The sequence below is a fragment of the Cerasibacillus terrae genome (assembly GCF_008039555.1).
Lineage (GTDB): Bacteria > Bacillota > Bacilli > Bacillales > Amphibacillaceae > Cerasibacillus > Cerasibacillus terrae.
On record NZ_VDUW01000010.1, the window covers coordinates 46,314 to 64,702 of the forward strand.

Consider the following 18,389-nt stretch of genomic DNA (forward strand, 5'->3'; position numbering starts at 1 on the left):
ATGAGTGAAAAGTATATTTTATCATTAGACCAAGGAACAACAAGTTCACGTGCTATTCTTTTTAATCATCAAGGTGAGATTGTCAATGTAGCACAGCAAGAATTCGAGCAGTTTTTTCCACAGCCAGGTTGGGTAGAACATGATGCAAATGAGATTTGGACTTCTGTGCTTGCATGTATGGCCGAAGTTCTTCGTAAAGCAGATGTACAACCAGATCAAATCGCTGGTATTGGGATTACTAACCAACGTGAGACTACTGTTGTATGGGATAAGAACACTGGAAAACCTGTCTATAAAGCAATTGTATGGCAATCACGTCAAACAGATAATATTTGTAAAGAATTAAAAGAAGCAGGATATGAGGAAAAGTTCCGAAATCGTACTGGATTGTTACTAGATCCTTATTTTTCTGGTACAAAAGTAAAATGGATTCTAGATAATGTAGAAGGTGCAAGAGAAAAAGCGGAAAATGGTGACCTTCTATTTGGAACAATTGATACTTGGCTAGTCTATAAATTATCAGGTGGTAAAGCCCATGTAACCGATTACTCCAATGCTTCTAGAACATTAATGTTTAATATTTATGATTTAAAATGGGATGATGAGCTACTTGACATCCTAACCGTACCAAAAAGTATGTTACCTGAAGTAAAACAATCGTCTGAAGTGTATTCGAATACAGTTGATTATCACTTCTTTGGTCATGAAGTACCTATTGCTGGTATTGCTGGGGACCAACAAGCCGCATTATTTGGTCAGGCTTGTTTTGAATCCGGAATGGCTAAGAACACATATGGAACAGGCTGCTTTATGTTAATGAACACAGGGGAAAAAGGTGTTCATTCTAAACACGGATTACTTACTACATTAGCTTGGGGTGTGGATGGAAAAGTAGAATATGCATTAGAAGGAAGTATTTTCGTAGCAGGATCTGCTATTCAATGGCTTCGCGATGGTTTAAAAATCATTGATAATGCCCCACAAAGTGAAGATTATGCAACAGCAGTAGACTCAACAGATGGTGTATATATGGTTCCAGCATTTGTTGGATTAGGTACACCGTATTGGGATAGTGAAGCACGTGGAGCTATATTCGGTTTAACAAGAGGAACAAGAAAAGAACATTTTGTTCGAGCAACGTTAGAATCACTTGCATACCAAACAAAAGACGTCTTAAATGCCATGATTGCTGATTCTGATATTGACTTAAAATCTTTACGTGTTGACGGTGGAGCCGTTAGAAATGACTTCTTAATGCAATTCCAAAGTGATATGCTTGGTGTACCTGTAGAACGTCCTGTTGTGCAAGAAACAACGGCTTTAGGTGCGGCATACTTAGCAGGTTTGGCTGTAGGTTTCTGGGAAAGCAAAGAGGAGATTGCTAAACAGTGGAAAAACGAAAAAACCTTTACAAACAAATTAGCCACTGAAAAACGTGATGAATTATATGAAGGTTGGAAAAAAGCAGTCGAAGCAACAAGAACATTTAAATAATGTAGAATAGAGGGGACTACAGACAAGTCTCCTCTTTCATATATCTATTTTTCAAACCGTTTTTAATGGATAGGAGGAATCATTTTGAAGAAAATAATAAATGACCCAGAACAAGTCGCCCAAGAGATGATTACAGGAATGCTACTTGCAGCACCTAATAAATTAAAACAATTAAAAGACACAACTGTAATCATGAGGAAAGATGCTCCAATTAAAAGGAAAGTCGGGATTGTAAGTGGTGGTGGTAGTGGCCATGAACCAGCACATGCTGGCTATATTGGAAGTGGCATGTTAGATGCTGCTGTCATTGGTGAAGTATTTACCTCCCCATCTGTTGATCAAGTTTATGAAGCAATCAAGGCTGTTGATAGTGGTGAAGGTGTGTTTCTAGTCATTAAAAACTACACTGGAGATGTACTTAACTTTGAAATGGCAGCCGAATTAGCCACTGCTGAAGGTATTCAAGTCGAACAAATTATTGTCAACGATGATGTAGCTGTAGAAGACAGTTCTTTTACTACCGGTAGAAGAGGGATTGCAGGAACAATCTTCATTCATAAGATTGTAGGTGCAAAGGCAAACCTTGGCGGATCATTAGAAGAAATAAAGCGAGTTGCGGAAAAGGCCGTTGCAAATGTAAGGTCGATGGGAATGGCCATCACTCCTTGTTCGATACCAGCTGCAGGAGAGGCTAGCTTTACATTATCAGAGCAGGAAATGGAGATTGGAATCGGAATCCATGGTGAACCAGGAATTGAAAGAAAGCCACTTGCCACAGCAAAAGAAATTGCCACTGAACTCACACAGAAAATTTTAGCTGATATAAATTTACAAAAAAATGATGAAGTAGCTGTTTTAATTAATGGATTAGGATCTACCCCAGATATGGAATTATATATTCTCAATAAAGAAGTACAACAAATTTTAAAAGAAAAAGAAATTCATGTTTATCAAACATTTGTCGGTGAATATATGACTGCTTTAGAGATGGGAGGATGTTCATTTACATTATTAAAGTTAGATGATGAATTGAAATCACTGCTTGACCATCCTTCTGAAGCACCACATTTTATTGTTAAATAAGGAGGATGGATCCCATGCATTTTACAGTAAAACAAGCAAAAGAATGGTTACTCCAAATAAATGACCATATGCAAGAACATAAACAAGAATTAACTCGGTTAGATCAAGCTATTGGTGATGGGGATCACGGAATTAACATGGCACGTGGGTTTAAAGAAGTAGTAAAAAAAGTGAATGAAAAGGAATACAAAACAGTTGGCGATATCATGCAAGACGCAGCAATGACCATAATATCTAAAGTTGGTGGAGCAGCTGGACCACTATATGGAACAGCATTTTTAAGGATGTCACTTGCTTTTAAGGACAAGGTATCCATTGATTATAAAACATTTACAAGAGGACTAGACGATGCATTACAAGGCATGAAACAAAGAGGAAAAGCTACAACAGGTGAGAAAACGATACTAGATGTTTGGGAGCCAGTTGTCCTATTTTTAGAAGAAGGAGAATCCTTCCAACCCCAAGCACTAGCAGATACAGCTAAACATGCAATGGAAAAAACAAAAAACATGATCGCAACAAAAGGACGTGCTGCGTATTTTAAGGAAAAATCAAAAGGTCATATAGATCCAGGTGCAATGTCTTCTTATTATATATTTCTAGCAATGGCTGAAGTACTGGAGGAGGTTTAATCGTAAATGGAGTATGTCGGCATTGTGTTAATTTCACATAGTCCTGATGTTGTAAAGGGAATTAAAGAAATCATTCGTCAGGTCATAAAAGATGTTCCTGTTGAGGTTGCTGGCGGAACAGATGATGGAGAAATTGGAACAAGCATCGATAAGATTTCTGCTGCAATAGATACTGCCTATACTGATAAAGGTGTCTTACTATTTTATGATCTCGGAAGTGCAAAAATGAATGCCGAACTAGCAATAGAAATAAGTGAGAAGGAAAATATATTCCTGATCGAAGCCCCGCTTTTAGAAGGTGCTTATGTTGCAACTGTTGAATCAAGTATCGGAAAATCAATCACGGAGATTCAAAAAAGCATCATAAAACATTTTCCAACTAAGTAATCATCTGGGAATATGTAGTAAATTGGAGCGTTATCAAATGAAGTTTTCAGAAATAAAATAAACCTGATTCATCATCCAATTCAGAATCAGGTTTATTTTTTATAATTATTAAAATCCAGTAAACTTATGCATTCACCGGAGAATATTCATGTACCCATACTCGCATTTTAGGTACCCAACGCATACCAGGATGAATACCTAGAATCGCCTGCTTATATTCTTCAAGATTATTATAGCCTTCCTTTTTGGCATCTTCTTCTGTCACATCCCCCAAGTATTGCGGATATATGGCATCAACCTTGAAGTTTTTACCTTTTAATGTCATAACCTCACCAATATCAGCATAGATACCATTTCGACGTGTAGCAGTCTTCTGTCCATTTATAACCTTTTCAACATCTTCTGGTATTGTCACAAGCTTTTCTATTGTACAAGTTTTCTCAGGCAATGATTCGAAATTTTTTTCATGACGCATAACTTCAATCCTCCAATTTTTATACTAATGTCTATTATTATATCACTTCTTTTTAAAAAAATTGTAGACAAAATGTAGACATTTTAACAAACTGGTAAAAATAATTACTGGAGAAACACTCAAAAACATGATAAAATATACATTTGCAAGGTAATAATAGTGTTAACCACAGGAAGTCATTTATATCTTGCAAATATAAATGGAATAGGTGGTAAATAATGGAAAAAGGAAAGAGTTATCGCGTTTTATTGTATTATCATTATGTGCATATGGAAGACCCTGAAGGCTATGCCAAGGAACATCTTCAATATTGCAAGGATTTAGGAATCAAAGGACGTATTTTAGTTGCTCATGAGGGAATTAATGGCACACTTTCTGGAACCATTGAACAAACAGATGCATATATGGAAAAAATGCGTCAAGACCCTCGATTTAAAGATATTGTTTTCAAAATGGATCTACATGATGGACATGCCTTCAAAAAAATGCATGTACGCCATCGTCCAGAATTAGTTACACTTCGTTTGGAAGACGATATTAATCCATTAGAACAAACAGGGAAACATTTAAAGCCTGTTGAATTTTATGAAGCAATGCAAGATGAAAACACGATTGTCATTGATGCTCGTAACGACTATGAGTATGACCTTGGACACTTCCGTGGTGCGGTTCGTCCGGACATTCGTACATTCCGTGAACTACCTGAATGGATTAGAGAGAATGAGGAGATTTTAAAAGATAAAAAAATCCTCGCCTACTGTACAGGTGGAATCCGCTGTGAGAAATTCACTGGCTGGTTAAAACGAGAAGGTCATGAAGATGTAAACCAATTACACGGTGGAATTGTCACATACGGATATGACCCTGAAGTTCAAGGTGAATTATGGGATGGAAAATGCTATGTGTTTGATGAGCGTATTTCTGTACCGGTTAACCGTAAAGAACATGTCATTGTAGGTGCTGACTATTTTGATGGTACACCATGTGAAAGATATGTGAACTGCGCTAACCCAGAATGTAACAAACAAATTCTATGCTCAGAAGAAAATGAGCATAAATATATGCGCGGTTGTACACATGAATGTCGAGTACATCCACGTAACCTATATATTAAAGAACATAATCTTTCTGAAGAAGAAGTTAATCACCGGTTAAAAGTGATCCAAGAAGAAGAAAGATTAAACAACCAGGCAATGTAAAATCAAAAGCAAAAGCGATTTTACAGGATAAAAACGTCACGTCCTGTGGCAACGCCTGTACGAATGAATAAAGACGAGCAACTCGATATAAAGAGTTGCTCGTCTTTTATTATAGTATTTTATGCCACTGGATGTTCATAACTTCTTTGATGTTTAATCACTCGTCTTTTAACTACAAAACGCTGATAAAGATTACTTAATAATAAAGCAAGTACGATAAAAATCGTTCCAACTGTATCATATATTGTCAATTGATATCCTTGGAAAAAACCGATTATTAATGTAGTTACTGGAACAAAACTAAGAAACAACAAACTATTGATTGGTGATAAAATGCGTACCCCTTCATTCCATCCGAGCAAAGCAATTAATCCTGGGAAAATAACCATAAAAATCATATCATAACGAACGGCATACATTGCTGCGAGTGTCGGTGCTTGAGTCCAGCCGGCTGCAGTTGTTAAAAGTACAACAATAGTGGCTGTGAGTGTACCATACACTAATGTAAGTGTAGAATATCGTAAAATGGACCAGTCTGGAAAACGGTCTCCACCCATCGTATACACAGCCCAACCCGCAACACCAATAAATAAAATTATTAAAGGAAAAAACTGCTTATGAATCGTAAATAAAAAACCGATATCTCCATTCGTAACTACAAGAAGTACTCCAACAAATGCTAAACCAATAAATCCCAAGGTATAAGAACTCGGCTTCTTTTTTGTTAATGCCCAAATAACTAACACTGAAATCATAGGACTTAATGATTCCATAATTGAAGCGAGTAATGTACCCGTTTCTCCAAGCATTTCTTGTCCCCAAAAAATAAATAAATTATAGATAGTAAAAGCCATCGTTCCAAAAAACCAAATGAGAAATCCTTTTCCTTCCGTCTCAAAGGCCTGTTTTCCTTCTTTTATCAAAAGCAAGATAACTAAAATAATTGCTACTGGTATATAACGGAAAATAGTGAAATAAAATGAATCAATATATTGAAAGCTGTGGTTTGCAACAGGAAACATCGCTCCCCACGAAATACTTGCTGTTAATGCAAGAATAGCACCCCATACGATATTTTTCTTTTGCAATCTAATAATCCTCCTTAGTCATGCTTTTAAACATCATCCTCATTAAACTATAAAATAGACATCATGTAAAATGATTAAAAGTGATAATTGAAATCACTTTTTGTGATATCTATGGGGACATGCATAATAATTCACATCTTACTCGATATCTTATAAAATGATAGTTACTGTAATTAGTAATCATTTTATATGATACTAGAGTTAGGAGGAAATCAATGGATTTAAAAGATTTATATATTTTTCAAAAAGTAGCGGAAAAGAAAAATATCAGTAAGGCAGCAAACACACTGAATTATGTACAATCTAATGTTACTGCTCGAATTCGTAGACTAGAAGAAGAGTTACAAACTCCCCTCTTCCATAGACATAATCGCGGAATGGTTCTAACACCTGAAGGGAAAAAATTAATTACGTATGCTGATAAAATCATCTCTATGGTAAATGAAATGAAAAAAGTAATGCAGGATTCTGAACAACCAGTAGGAAAACTAGAAATAGGTACAGTCGAAACAGTGATAAAATTACCTTTTATTCTTTCAAAATATAATAAGCAATATGAACGTGTCGATTTATCCTTGACTTCTGGAGTAACGAAAGATTTAATTGACCAGGTCCTTCATTATAAATTAGACGGCGCTTTTGTAACTGGAAACCATAAAAGTAATCATCCCGACTTAGTGCAATATAAAGTGTTTGAGGAAGAACTTGTCCTTGTTACGGACAATACACCTACCACTATTGAGGAAATTAAACGAAAACCACTACTAGTTTTTCGGTCGGGTTGTGGTTATCGTTCCAAATTAAGAGAATGGTTACGAGATGAACATGTGGTTCCAGAAAAAGTAATGGAATTAGGAACTTTAGAAACCATCTTAGGAAGCGTCTATTCTGGATTAGGAGTCACTTTTATCCCCCATTCCGTTGTACAACACCATGAAGCACGAGGACTGATACAATGTCACAAATTACCAGATAAATATAGTAAAATTGATACCGTATTTATTTGTCGTAAAGAAGCATATCAAACTGCTTCATTAGAAAAATTCATCGATACACTGGAAGAATGCCAACAAGATACACGCTACCCACTTCCATTTATTTAAAAAAAGCTTTATATAAAAACATCCGTCAAGAAAACAGATTTCTTGGCGGGTGTTTTTTACTATTATTATTATATAAGCCCTGTCAGTGACCGAGCAAAAAATTATCCCCTTCGTTCGGGTCTTCATAGGCCTCGTCAGTGACCAAACAACGAATTACTCTCTTCATTCGGGTCTTCATAAGCCCTGTCAGTGACCGAGCAACGAATCATTCTCTTCGTTCGGGTCTTCATAACTCACCAAAGTAAACGGTCCTATAGATTATAAAATTTTATCCAAAAAGTCTTTTGCCCGTTCTGTTTTTGGTTCCTTGAAAAATTGCGTCGGGTTTCCTTTTTCAACGAGCTTTCCATCATCAAGAAATAATATTTGATCAGCAACTTCTTTTGCAAAATTCATCTCATGTGTAACAACGACCATTGTCATTCCTGATTTCGCTAAATCTTTCATAACATCCAATACCTCTTTTACCATTTCAGGATCGAGTGCTGATGTTGGTTCATCAAATAACATAATCTCCGGATTCATGGCAAGTGCTCTCGCAATAGCAACCCGTTGTTTTTGCCCACCAGAAAGTTTATTTGGATATGCTTTAGCTTTCTCCGTTAATCCCACTTGCTCCAATAATTCCATAGCATTTTTCTCTGCTTCTTCTTTCTTAATTCCTTTCACTTTTTGTGGAGCATATGTTACATTATCCAAAACAGTCATATGAGGAAATAAATGAAAATGTTGAAAGACCATTCCAATATTTTCACGCATTGATAGTTTGTTTATTTTAGGATTAGTTATTTTTTTTGATTGAATCCAAATATCACCTGTTGTTGGTTGTTCTAAAAGATTCAAACAACGCAAAAAGGTAGATTTCCCTGAACCAGAGGGTCCAATGATTGCAACAACTTCTCCCTGTTTAATTGTTGTTGATATCCCTTTTAAAACGGTATTATCTCCAAATTTCTTTGTCAGTTGTTCTACTTTAATCACTTTGACGCAGCCTCCGTTCCATATATTTCCCAATTTGTGTTAAAAGAAAAACCATCACCCAGTAAATAACACCTGCGAATAGTAGTGGTTCAAAGTTATGGAAAATTCTAGAACCAACAATTTGTGCCCGTCTCATGATATCCAAATAACCAATAACAGACACAATAGCAGATTCTTTCGTTAACGTAATAAATTCGTTCATTAATGCAGGTAAAATATTTTTAAATGCTTGCGGCAAAATAATATGTAACATCATCTTAGGATATGGTACACCTAGTGCTTGTGCTGCTTCTACCTGACCTCGGTCAACCGCTAAGATTCCCGCTCGGATAATTTCCGATACATATGCAGCTGAATTCAGACCAAATGCTAAAATTGCAGATAGAAAGGCTGATATATCATAATCAAATAATTGTGGTACAGCATAATAAATAATCATTAATTGCAGTATAAGTGGTGTTCCACGGAAAATAGATGTATATGCATCTGCAAGCCATTTTAAAAATCGGACTTTCGTTATTTTACATAAAGCGATTAAAATTCCTAACGCAAACCCAACAGAAATTGAAAAAAATACAAATTTTAGTGTAACCCATATTCCTTTTAGCATAAAAGGAATATAAGGCACGATTTGGCTGAAATCCAAATTCATGCCTTACACCTCCTCATTCTTATTTATTCAGACAACCATTTTTCTTCTAGTTTCGCTATTTCACCGTTTTCCTCTAATTCTGTAATAATATCATTTACTTTATCTACAAGTTCACTATCCTTTGGAAAAGCAACCGCCATTCCAGGAGCACTTTCTGTTGGATCAGTAAATCCTACCAAATCTTGTGACTCAATATACCCTTCAGCAACCGCCTTATCCATATAACCAATATCCACACGATTAGATAGAATTTCTTGAACAACAATCCCCACATCATCTAGTGTTTTAACCTCGAAGTCATATTCCTTCGCTAGTTTTTCGGCTCCCTCAGCTTGGATGGATCCTAATTGAACACCAACCGTTTTTCCTTTCAAATCTTCTAAACTCTTAATCTCACTGTCTGGTTGACTAATAAATATTTGCCCATCACTATAGTAATCCTTTGAGAATTCAACGTTTTGTTTACGTTCCTCAGTCGCATTCATTCCTGCAATCGCCATATCTGCACGGCCTGCTTGAAGTGAACCGATTATTCCATCAAATTTCATATCTTCAATTTGTAACTCCATTCCTAATTCTTCTGCAATCATGTTCGCTAAATCAATATCAAATCCGATAATCTCTCCTGCTTCATTACGTGTTTCAAATGGTGGAAACTCTGCTGCAGTAACCATCGTAAGGATCTCCTTATCCCCTTTTGTCTCATCTTTTGATGTTGTTTCCTTTCCACCATCTTCTGTACCACATGCCACAATACTCAAAATCACAAACATAAAAATAATTGATTTTAATAAAGCCTTTTTCATTGTTCTACCCCTTTACCTGCTGTATTTTTTATTGTTTGAAACTCCTTTTTAATTGCTTCTAATAAATCTTTATCTGTTAATACATCATAGCCAGTGCAAGCTAACGCAAGTGCACCATCTACCAATGTTTGATGCCCGTCTTTAGTTATTGTTTGATTTGCAAACTCCTTTGTATGTGCAATCAATCCCACTTTATTCAATCCAATATATGGGTGGATTGCTGGTACCACATGACTCACGTTCCCCATATCAATGGAACCAGAAGCAATTCTTTCATCTTGAATCTTCTGTGATGATATGTCTTGTAAATTTTTTGTAAAAATATCTGATAGGGTTTGGTTTGTAATCATGTTATCGTAACTTAGTTCATAGTTCGAAATGGTCAATTTGGTACCTGTCATCTGGGCTGCTCCTTCGGCAATATTATTCACCTTTTTCACCACTTCATCTAAGAGAGAGCGTGTTTCAGATCGAATATAAAATTGTGCAATTGCTAAATCTGGTACAACATTTGCTGCTTTTCCTCCTTCTGAAATAACTCCGTGAATTTTTACACCTTCTGGTAGATGTTCACGTAATGCATTAATACCATTAAATAATTGGATGACACTGTCTAATGCATTGATTCCTTTTTCTGGAGATGCAGCAGCATGAGCGCTTTTTCCATTATATTGAAATTGAATGGCATCCATTGCTAAGGATTCACCGCTTTTATAAGATTGATCACCCGGATGAACAATTAATGCTACATCCACATTTTCGAAAATTCCTTGTTCACTCATTGCCACCTTTGCACCGTTTGTTTCCTCAGCAGGAGTACCTAATACAATGACCTTTCCTCCTGTTTCATGAATCAATTTACTTAGAATAATTCCTGCACCAACACTCATTGTACCTATTAAATTATGTCCGCAACCATGTCCTACAACTGGAAGGGCATCATATTCAGCAAGAAAAGCTATCGTTGGTCCTTGTTTTTCAGATTGGAATTGAGCTTTAAAAGCAGTTGGGCGATTAACCACTCCCTTTTCCACTTGAAAATGATGATTTTCTAACAAATCAGTAAGTAAAGCCATTGATTTATATTCTTCATCCCCAAGTTCCGGATTCTCATACAAATAATCACTTATATGAATAAGATCCTGCTCCAATTTATCCAATTCCAACTGTAGTTTTGCTTTCATTATATACACCCTCCCGAATATTTATTAGTTTATATGTATATTTATACCATAATTATGCATATAAATGCAAGTTAATTTTATAAAATTATATAATAATAGACATAAATTATCATGATGTAATTAGGAAAAAGGATTAGAAAAAAATAAAAAAATAAAAAAAGTCAGATAGTCCATTGGAAGTTGTACTATCTGACTTTTTTTATAAATGAAATCATTCAAGCTTAATTTTTATCAGTCCCAGCGCCTCTATTAGAAAATCAATTTATTTTTCTATACGAAGTAATTCCTTTGTATAAGAGATATCATCTGTAAAATAACCGTCTACATTAAATTGATTTATTCGCTTTTGTTCTTGTTTTTGGGTATCTAAGTCATTAAAGAAAACATGAACTTGTTTTCCTTTACGATGTAATGCATTAATATTTTTTATGTTAACATCCATTGATTCCATCCCAATAATTGGAAATTCTGATGTTTCTGCTTCTTTGAGATCAAACTTTCCCTTGCTAAATAAGAGAGTTAATGGGACATTTGGCTCTAATTCTTTAATTCTTTCTAAACTTTTTTTAGAGAATGATTGGATAATGACTAGTCCTTTATCAATTAAATCGTATTCACGTAATATTTCTATTAAAGTATCCTCCATCATTGCTTCACCATTAATTAACCTTGTCTCAATATAGTAATGCTCAGTATCTGTAAATGTTTCTATAATTTGTCTTAATGTTGGTATTGGTTCTACATTTGTTTTATTATTAAATACTTCTATGGTTTGAAGGTTCTTTAAATCCTTTAAATCATAATCAGAAACCATCCCTGTTCCATTTGTTGTCCGATCAATCGTTTTGTCATGCATTGCTACAAGTTCTCCGTCTTTTGTCATTCGTAAATCTATTTCTAAGGAATCTACTCCATCTTGTGCTGCTATTCTATAGGCTAAAAGTGTATGTTCATTCATTCGATCATTTGCACCACGATGTGCAATAATCATTGGTTCTTCCAATACAGCAGGTTCCACAACCTTTTCCTTTCTGACTTGAAAGTATATTGCGATAAAACAAATCATAATGATTAGGAAAGTAGGCAAGATTATTCTTTTGAACATAAGATTGGCACTCACTCACTTTATAAAAAGGGCATGTCAGATAAAGCTTACATACATTTATCTACATGCCCTTTGAATATACTTGCTTTTAATGTATTTAATGTATTTATTCAATCTTTATACTATGAACATCATAATTATTTTATATGAATCAATATAGGACTATTTTCCTCTAGCTGCGTTAGCTTGTTCAATTGCTTGATTTAGTTGGTCCACAGCTGTTTGATAGGTTTCATTAACATCTCCACCGTTATAAACCGTTTCTAAAGCTGTTTCCGTAATACGGCGTGCTTCAGGAATCATGTCCATAATGGCACCCTGTGTTGCATAAGAAGATTTTGTTGCCTGTAACTGGTCAACGGTTACTTGTAATTGTGGCATTTCCTGATAGGCATCCTTTACTACTTGTTCTTCATATGCTTCCGGGTTAATGGCAAAATACCCAGTATTAACATGCCATTTCGCTTGAACTTCCGGAGTTTGCAAATATTTCATGAACTCCCATGCAGCATTCTGTTCTTCTTCCGGTTTTCCATCCATCATCCATAAACTTGCACCACCAATTACTACTCCTTCACGATCTTTATCTTCTGGATGTGGCAAAAATCCAATACCTACTTCAAATGGAGCATTATCAATAACATCTCTTGCACTGGCTGAGGATTGTAGGAACATAGCGACATCTTCTGCTATAAATCCAGCAACCATATCATCTCCGTTTGTTCCATAGTTTGCAAATGTATCATCTGCAATCATTTTTTCTGCCCATTTAAAAATGGACTTCCCCTCTTCTTCTGTAAAACCAATTTCAGTTGGCGTATCTGTACGTCCATTATCATTATTCATTAACAAGGCACCTTGATTAGCTAATAATTGTTCAACTAACCAGCCATATGCCTGTAGTGCAAAACCTTTCATTTCTGGGTTTTTATCTGCAATAATTTTACTAGCTTCTGCTACTTCTTCAAATGTTTCTGGTGGAGTATCTGGGTCAAGTCCTGCTGCTTCAAAAGCATCTTTATTATAATACATTACTGGAGTAGAAGAATTAAATGGCATTGAGTAAAATTGGTCATCAATCTTATAATAGTTAATAATATTTTCTTCCAAACCGCTCATATCATAGCCATCTGAATCCACAAATTCCTGAATTGGAACAATACTATTACTATTAATCATTGTCATTGTTCCAATCTCAAAGACCTGCATCATAGAAGGAGCACTATCTGTTCCTGCAACACTTTGATACTTAGTTAACGCTTCATCATAAGAACCTTGATACTCTGCATTAACCTGAATATTGTCTTGTGACTGATTAAAATCATCTACAGTACTTTCTAATGCTTCTTGCCCAGCTCCACCCATTGCATGCCAAAATATAACTTCCTGTTTTTCATCAGAGCCTTTTTCTCCTGACTCTTTCGACTCCGTTTCACCCGATGCTGTTTCTTCTCCCTTTGATTCTCCATTGCCACAAGCTGTAATCATGAATATAGAAATGATTGTGATACAAATAAACAATAATTTTTTCATTTTTTCACTCCTTTGTTATTTGATTGCACCTTCTGCTAAACCTTGTTGCAGACGTTTTTGGCCTAGAAATAAAAGAATTAATGTAGGGATAACAACGATAATGCCGCCAGCCATAATTACTCCCCACTCATTTAACTGCTCTTGTGTTTGTAATTGCTTCAAGCCAATTTGTACCGTACGCACACTATCATTTGTTGTTGCAAGAAGTGGCCATAAATACATATTCCATGACGTTAAGAATCCATAGACACCAAGTGTAATCAAACTGGTTTTTGCCATTGGAAGGACAACCGACAAGTAAAACTTAAAGTGGCCCATTCCTGCTATTTCAGATGCTTCCTTTAATTCTTTTGGAATTTGTTTAAAGTTTTGCCGTAATAAAAATGTGCCAAAAGCCATAGCGAAATAAGGAAGTGTTAAGCCTGCATAAGAATCAATTAGATTTAAATCTCGTATAGTCTGGAAGTTGGGAATTACAGAAGCTTCAAAAGGAACCATCATCGTAGAAATAAAAACAAAGAATAAAAAGTTCCTTCCTTTAAACTCCATAAAAACAAATGCATATGCAGCAAGACTACTCAACATTAACTGACCAATCATGATTACAATCGAAACGATAAAACTATTTAATAAATAATTTAATAAAGGAAACCGTTCAAATACAGCGAGATAATTATCAAACGTAATTGTAGTCGGTATTAATTTACCCGACATAATGTCTTGATTTGTCATAAAACTCATCATAAAGGCGATTAAAGCAGGTGCAAACACAAGAAATGCTGATACAACTAATAGAATATAAAAGATAACCTTTCTTCTTAATGGTATTTTCACTGATAATGCACCTTCTTCTCACCCAATTTAAATTGAATAAACGTTAATACAAGAATAATAACGAATAACACGACAGCTTGAGCACTTGCTGTACCATATTGGTAGTTCATAAACGCTTCTTGATAAATCGAATAGACAATTAAATTGGTTTCGTTTTGCGGACCACCACTAGTAAGCATGTCAATTTGTCCGAAGGTTTGAAACGCATTAATTAAAGATACCGTTATGACAAAAAACAAAGTCGGAGAAAGCATCGGGATTGTAATCCGTCTTAACTTGTAAAAATAACTTGCCCCATCGATCTCTGCACTTTCATACAAATACGAATCAATCGATTGAAGACCACCTAATAAGATCAGAAAGATAAATCCTAGATTCATCCATATTGTTGTGATAGAAACAGAAAGTAGTGCCCAGCTAGGGTCTGTTAACCAACCAATTGCTTCTATTCCAAAGAAATTTAAAATCTCATTTAACCAGCCCATTGTGGGGTTAAATAAAAATAACCAAAAAACAGAACCAGCAGCCACAGAAATTCCCATTGTTGAGGAATAAATCGTACGAAAAAAACCAATCCCTTTTAGTTTTTCATTAGCAAGGATTGCAAGGAACAACCCAATTAAAACTGTTCCGGGAACTGTAAAAATTACAAAAAGGAATGTTGACTGCATGCTTTTTCTAAATACTGGCGACGAAAACATATTAATAAAGTTATCCAAACCAACAAATACAGTTGTTGAACCACTCGCATCTGTTAGAAAGAAACTTAAATAAATCGTTCGAATCAATGGATAAAATAAAAAAACAGCAAATAAAATAATGGATGGCATTAGGAATAATATCCCTTTTAAAAAACGGATTAGTTGCTGCTTTTTCTTTATTTTTTTAAAATCAGGTGTTGCTACTCCATCAGATTGAATTGCTACTTCATTCATATTGCTAATACCTCTTCTTTTTCTGTTGAAGATGCTTCAAGCAGACGGCCAGAATTTGAATCAAAGAAACTTATATTATCCGCTGAAATATGTACAGGTAACTTATCGCCAGTATGCACATTCCATTGCCCAAGCCATTTAGCTGTCCAAAGTTCTTTCCCAATTTCAAAGGATATTAATGTTTCGTTTCCAAGTTGTTCCACATTAACTACTGTTAGTTCATGGGTTACACCACTGTCTTCAGCTGGAAGAATATGCTCAGCACGAATTCCTACTGTAATATTTTTTGTTTCCGATATCATTGCAGACTTGATTGATTCTTTAGGTAAATGAAGATCATCTTCAATAATTAAATGTTGATCAGAAAACACCGCTTTTCCCATATTCATTTTTGGCGACCCTATAAAAGAAGCCACAAATAAATTAGCTGGTTTATTATACAATGTAATCGGGTCACCAACTTGCTGAATCCTTCCATTATTTAATACCATGATTCGATCTCCCATTGTCATTGCTTCCACTTGATCATGGGTTACATAAATCATCGTAAGCCCTAAACGTTTTTGTAATCGTTTAATTTCTATCCGCATATGTGCTCGTAGCTTTGCATCTAGATTAGATAATGGTTCGTCCATTAAACAAAGAGGAGCTTCACTAACGACAGACCTTGCCAACGCTACACGTTGCCTCTGTCCTCCTGATAGTTCTTTTGGTTTCCGTTTCAAAAGATTACTTATCTCCATCATTTGGCATGTTTCATTTAACCTTTTCTGCTGTTCTTGTTTATTTACTTTTTTAGCTCGCAAACCGAATAGAATATTTTGCTCCACTGTTAAATGTGGATATAATGCATAATTCTGAAAAACCATAGATAAATTTCTATCCTTTGGTGGAAGATGATTCACTGCTCGCTCATTGATTTTGATTATTCCATCTGTAATATCCTCAAGTCCTGCAATCATCCTAAGTAATGTACTTTTTCCTGATCCAGATGGTCCAACAAGTACAAAGAATTCTCCCTTCTTAATAGATAGATTAATATCATTTAAAATGTCTTGTTGCTTATCGAATGACTTTGAAACATTTATTAATTCTACTTGGTTCACAATTCCCCCTCCTTTTAATTATATTTAAACACACACTATTATAAAAAAACGGTATTTTACTTAATCTTTACAATTTTTTAACTCCCACTTAAGATTTGAATTTATTTTTTATATAATATACAGATTCCATGTATATAAAAAAGATGACCCCTGCATAAGACAGGAATCATCTTTTCAACAATTCTAAATATCGCTTTTCAATCATCAATATGCTTTTGACCAGTAAACCATTTCTTTTGCTTCTTCTCCGCAACATACACATGTATCGGCTATTTGCTCTTGTTCAAATGGAATACAACGTGATGTTGCTGATGTTTCTTCTTTTATTTTCTCTTCACATTCTAATTTACCACACCACATTGCTTTAATGAATCCACCTTTTTCTTCTAAGGTTTGTTTAAATTCATCCATTGTTTTAGCTGTGGATGTCATTTCCTTGCGGTGTGCAAATGCTTTATCATATAGATTCTGCTGAATTTCTTCCAATAAAGCTGGTAAGCGTTCTTGTAATTCATCCATTGGCACAAAATCCTTTTCTCCTGTGTCACGACGAACAAGAACAACTTGATTTTTCTCTATATCTCTAGGTCCCATTTCAATACGAATTGGGATTCCTTTCATTTCATATTCATTAAATTTCCAACCAGGCATTTTGTCACTTGTATCAATATTTACACGAACAATGTCTTTTAATTGATCACGTAATTTATATGCCTTATCAAGTACGCCTTCTTTATGTTGAGCAATTGGAACAATCATTGCTTGTGTTGGAGCAACACGTGGTGGTACAACTAATCCACGGTTATCACCATGAACCATAATTAATGCTCCCATAATTCTTGTTGACACACCCCATGACGTTTGATGCACATATTGTTGTTTACCACCTTTATCTAGATACTGAATATCAAATGCTTCAGCAAAACCTGTACCTAAATAATGAGATGTTCCGGATTGAAGTGCTCTTCCGTCATGCATTAAACTTTCAATTGTTAATGTATATTCAGCACCTGCGAATTTTTCCTTCTCTGTTTTCTTTCCTTTTAAGACTGGGATTGCCAAGAAATTCTCACATATATCTGCATATACATTTAACATTTGATTTGTTTCTGCTTCTGCTTCTTCTTTTGTTGCATGACATGTATGTCCTTCTTGCCATAAAAATTCGGATGAACGTAAGAATGGACGTGTTGTTTTTTCCCAACGAACCACATTCGCCCACTGATTATATAATTTTGGTAGGTCACGATAAGAATGAATGTTTTTAGAGTAATATTCACCAAATAGAACCTCTGATGTTGGACGAACAACAATACGTTCTTCTAACTCCTCGTCACCTCCATGTGTCACCCAAGCAACTTCTGGAGCAAATCCTTCAATATGATCCTTTTCCTTTTGTAACATGCTTTCTGGAATAAATAACGGGAAATAAACATTTGTGTGACCTGTTTCTTTAAATTGACGGTCAAATTCTCCTTGAATATTTTCCCAAATTGCAAATCCATATGGCTTAATAATCATTGTTCCGCGTACCGGACCATAATCAACCAATTCTGCTTGTTTCACAACATCTGTATACCATTGTCCAAAATCATCTTCCATCGAAGTAATTTTTTCTACAAAGTCTTTATTTTTTTTACCCATTTGTGCACCTCATTTATTTATTTTTCGAAACAAAAAAAACCTCCATCCAAAAAGGGACCGAGGACTGGTGATACCACCCTTGTTTGCAACATTCATAAGAATCCCCATATGAATGTTTGCACACTCCACATGATAACGGTCACTAACC

General features: G+C 35.2%; 18 protein-coding genes and 1 other annotated feature (1 of these 19 only partly in view). Of the genes, 6 read left to right on the forward strand and 12 right to left on the reverse strand.

The window, feature by feature from the left end:
• The 4 genes from glpK (at window position 1) to dhaM (ending at window position 3,596) form a co-directional block, all read left to right on the forward strand.
• Complete coding sequence (glpK, locus tag FHP05_RS12610; protein WP_147668770.1) at window positions 1–1,494, forward strand: glycerol kinase GlpK; 1,494 nt, start codon at window positions 1–3, stop codon at window positions 1,492–1,494.
• An 84-nt stretch (window positions 1,495–1,578) separates the two neighbouring features.
• Window positions 1,579–2,577 carry a dihydroxyacetone kinase subunit DhaK gene (gene dhaK / locus FHP05_RS12615; RefSeq protein ID WP_147668772.1) on the forward strand — a complete coding sequence of 333 codons (999 nt, stop codon included), beginning with the start codon at window positions 1,579–1,581 and terminating at the stop codon, window positions 2,575–2,577.
• Window positions 2,578–2,591: 14 nt separating this feature from the next.
• The gene (gene dhaL, locus FHP05_RS12620; protein ID WP_147668774.1) at window positions 2,592–3,209 is read left to right on the forward strand and encodes a dihydroxyacetone kinase subunit DhaL; all 618 of its coding nucleotides are present in this window, start codon (window positions 2,592–2,594) and stop codon (window positions 3,207–3,209) included.
• 6 nt (window positions 3,210–3,215) lie between these two features.
• Window positions 3,216–3,596: a dihydroxyacetone kinase phosphoryl donor subunit DhaM gene (dhaM, locus tag FHP05_RS12625; RefSeq protein ID WP_147668776.1), complete on the forward strand. Its 381-nt coding sequence runs from the start codon at window positions 3,216–3,218 to the stop codon at window positions 3,594–3,596.
• 124 nt (window positions 3,597–3,720) lie between these two features.
• Here dhaM and FHP05_RS12630 read toward each other — a convergent pair whose 3' ends face one another.
• Window positions 3,721–4,071 (reverse strand): ASCH domain-containing protein, encoded by a 351-nt coding sequence (locus FHP05_RS12630; RefSeq protein WP_147668778.1) that lies wholly within the window; start codon window positions 4,069–4,071, stop codon window positions 3,721–3,723.
• Window positions 4,072–4,289: 218 nt separating this feature from the next.
• Here FHP05_RS12630 and trhO point away from each other — a divergent pair, with 218 nt between their 5' ends.
• Window positions 4,290–5,270, forward strand: a complete 981-nt coding sequence (gene trhO, locus FHP05_RS12635; RefSeq protein ID WP_147668780.1) for an oxygen-dependent tRNA uridine(34) hydroxylase TrhO — start codon at window positions 4,290–4,292, stop codon at window positions 5,268–5,270.
• A 119-nt stretch (window positions 5,271–5,389) separates the two neighbouring features.
• Here trhO and FHP05_RS12640 read toward each other — a convergent pair whose 3' ends face one another.
• Window positions 5,390–6,358, reverse strand: coding sequence for a DMT family transporter (locus FHP05_RS12640; protein ID WP_230974003.1), 969 nt, complete (start codon window positions 6,356–6,358; stop codon window positions 5,390–5,392).
• Between the two features lie 215 nt (window positions 6,359–6,573).
• Here FHP05_RS12640 and FHP05_RS12645 point away from each other — a divergent pair, with 215 nt between their 5' ends.
• Window positions 6,574–7,461 carry a LysR family transcriptional regulator gene (locus tag FHP05_RS12645; protein WP_147668782.1) on the forward strand — a complete coding sequence of 296 codons (888 nt, stop codon included), beginning with the start codon at window positions 6,574–6,576 and terminating at the stop codon, window positions 7,459–7,461.
• Window positions 7,462–7,719: 258 nt separating this feature from the next.
• Here the strand turns inward: FHP05_RS12645 and FHP05_RS12650 are convergent, their stop codons facing one another.
• From FHP05_RS12650 to proS, 10 genes are all read right to left on the reverse strand, one after another.
• Complete coding sequence (locus tag FHP05_RS12650; protein ID WP_147668783.1) at window positions 7,720–8,442, reverse strand: amino acid ABC transporter ATP-binding protein; 723 nt, start codon at window positions 8,440–8,442, stop codon at window positions 7,720–7,722.
• Window positions 8,435–9,094, reverse strand: a complete 660-nt coding sequence (locus tag FHP05_RS12655) for an amino acid ABC transporter permease (RefSeq protein WP_147668785.1) — start codon at window positions 9,092–9,094, stop codon at window positions 8,435–8,437. Before FHP05_RS12655 ends, FHP05_RS12650 begins: the two co-directional genes overlap by 8 nt.
• 23 nt (window positions 9,095–9,117) lie before the next feature.
• Entirely contained in the window at window positions 9,118–9,900 is a 783-nt protein-coding gene (locus FHP05_RS12660; protein ID WP_147668787.1) for a transporter substrate-binding domain-containing protein, read from the reverse strand.
• Window positions 9,897–11,084 (reverse strand): M20 family metallopeptidase, encoded by a 1,188-nt coding sequence (locus tag FHP05_RS12665; protein WP_147668789.1) that lies wholly within the window; start codon window positions 11,082–11,084, stop codon window positions 9,897–9,899. The genes FHP05_RS12660 and FHP05_RS12665 overlap by 4 nt, the downstream gene beginning before the upstream one ends.
• 262 nt (window positions 11,085–11,346) lie before the next feature.
• Window positions 11,347–12,189, reverse strand: a complete 843-nt coding sequence (locus FHP05_RS12670) for a glycerophosphodiester phosphodiesterase (protein WP_147668791.1) — start codon at window positions 12,187–12,189, stop codon at window positions 11,347–11,349.
• A 162-nt stretch (window positions 12,190–12,351) separates the two neighbouring features.
• Window positions 12,352–13,722 (reverse strand): ABC transporter substrate-binding protein, encoded by a 1,371-nt coding sequence (locus FHP05_RS12675; RefSeq protein WP_147668793.1) that lies wholly within the window; start codon window positions 13,720–13,722, stop codon window positions 12,352–12,354.
• A 15-nt stretch (window positions 13,723–13,737) separates the two neighbouring features.
• Complete coding sequence (locus tag FHP05_RS12680) at window positions 13,738–14,556, reverse strand: carbohydrate ABC transporter permease (protein WP_147668795.1); 819 nt, start codon at window positions 14,554–14,556, stop codon at window positions 13,738–13,740.
• Window positions 14,553–15,491, reverse strand: a complete 939-nt coding sequence (locus tag FHP05_RS12685) for a carbohydrate ABC transporter permease (protein ID WP_147668797.1) — start codon at window positions 15,489–15,491, stop codon at window positions 14,553–14,555. The genes FHP05_RS12680 and FHP05_RS12685 overlap by 4 nt, the downstream gene beginning before the upstream one ends.
• A complete protein-coding gene (locus tag FHP05_RS12690; RefSeq protein ID WP_147668799.1) occupies window positions 15,488–16,597 on the reverse strand; it encodes an ABC transporter ATP-binding protein in 1,110 nt (369 codons plus the stop codon). Before FHP05_RS12690 ends, FHP05_RS12685 begins: the two co-directional genes overlap by 4 nt.
• A gap of 204 nt (window positions 16,598–16,801) precedes the next feature.
• Window positions 16,802–18,241, reverse strand: coding sequence for a proline--tRNA ligase (gene proS, locus FHP05_RS12695; RefSeq protein WP_147668801.1), 1,440 nt, complete (start codon window positions 18,239–18,241; stop codon window positions 16,802–16,804).
• A 49-nt stretch (window positions 18,242–18,290) separates the two neighbouring features.
• Window positions 18,291–18,389, reverse strand: a binding site (T-box leader); it runs 138 nt beyond the window's last position.

What these genes read in the sequence shown, in the direction of transcription:
- FHP05_RS12685 (WP_147668797.1), bottom strand. Translation starts at nt 15,491, where the DNA reads ATGAATGAAGTAGCAATTCAATCTGATGGAGTAGCAACACCTGATTTT.
- FHP05_RS12645 (WP_147668782.1), top strand. Translation starts at nt 6,574, where the DNA reads ATGGATTTAAAAGATTTATATATTTTTCAAAAAGTAGCGGAAAAGAAA.
- FHP05_RS12630 (WP_147668778.1), bottom strand. Translation starts at nt 4,071, where the DNA reads ATGCGTCATGAAAAAAATTTCGAATCATTGCCTGAGAAAACTTGTACA.
- proS (WP_147668801.1), bottom strand. Translation starts at nt 18,241, where the DNA reads ATGGGTAAAAAAAATAAAGACTTTGTAGAAAAAATTACTTCGATGGAA.
- dhaM (WP_147668776.1), top strand. Translation starts at nt 3,216, where the DNA reads ATGGAGTATGTCGGCATTGTGTTAATTTCACATAGTCCTGATGTTGTA.
- FHP05_RS12670 (WP_147668791.1), bottom strand. Translation starts at nt 12,189, where the DNA reads ATGTTCAAAAGAATAATCTTGCCTACTTTCCTAATCATTATGATTTGT.
- glpK (WP_147668770.1), top strand. Translation starts at nt 1, where the DNA reads ATGAGTGAAAAGTATATTTTATCATTAGACCAAGGAACAACAAGTTCA.
- FHP05_RS12655 (WP_147668785.1), bottom strand. Translation starts at nt 9,094, where the DNA reads ATGAATTTGGATTTCAGCCAAATCGTGCCTTATATTCCTTTTATGCTA.
- trhO (WP_147668780.1), top strand. Translation starts at nt 4,290, where the DNA reads ATGGAAAAAGGAAAGAGTTATCGCGTTTTATTGTATTATCATTATGTG.
- FHP05_RS12660 (WP_147668787.1), bottom strand. Translation starts at nt 9,900, where the DNA reads ATGAAAAAGGCTTTATTAAAATCAATTATTTTTATGTTTGTGATTTTG.
- dhaL (WP_147668774.1), top strand. Translation starts at nt 2,592, where the DNA reads ATGCATTTTACAGTAAAACAAGCAAAAGAATGGTTACTCCAAATAAAT.
- FHP05_RS12665 (WP_147668789.1), bottom strand. Translation starts at nt 11,084, where the DNA reads ATGAAAGCAAAACTACAGTTGGAATTGGATAAATTGGAGCAGGATCTT.
- FHP05_RS12675 (WP_147668793.1), bottom strand. Translation starts at nt 13,722, where the DNA reads ATGAAAAAATTATTGTTTATTTGTATCACAATCATTTCTATATTCATG.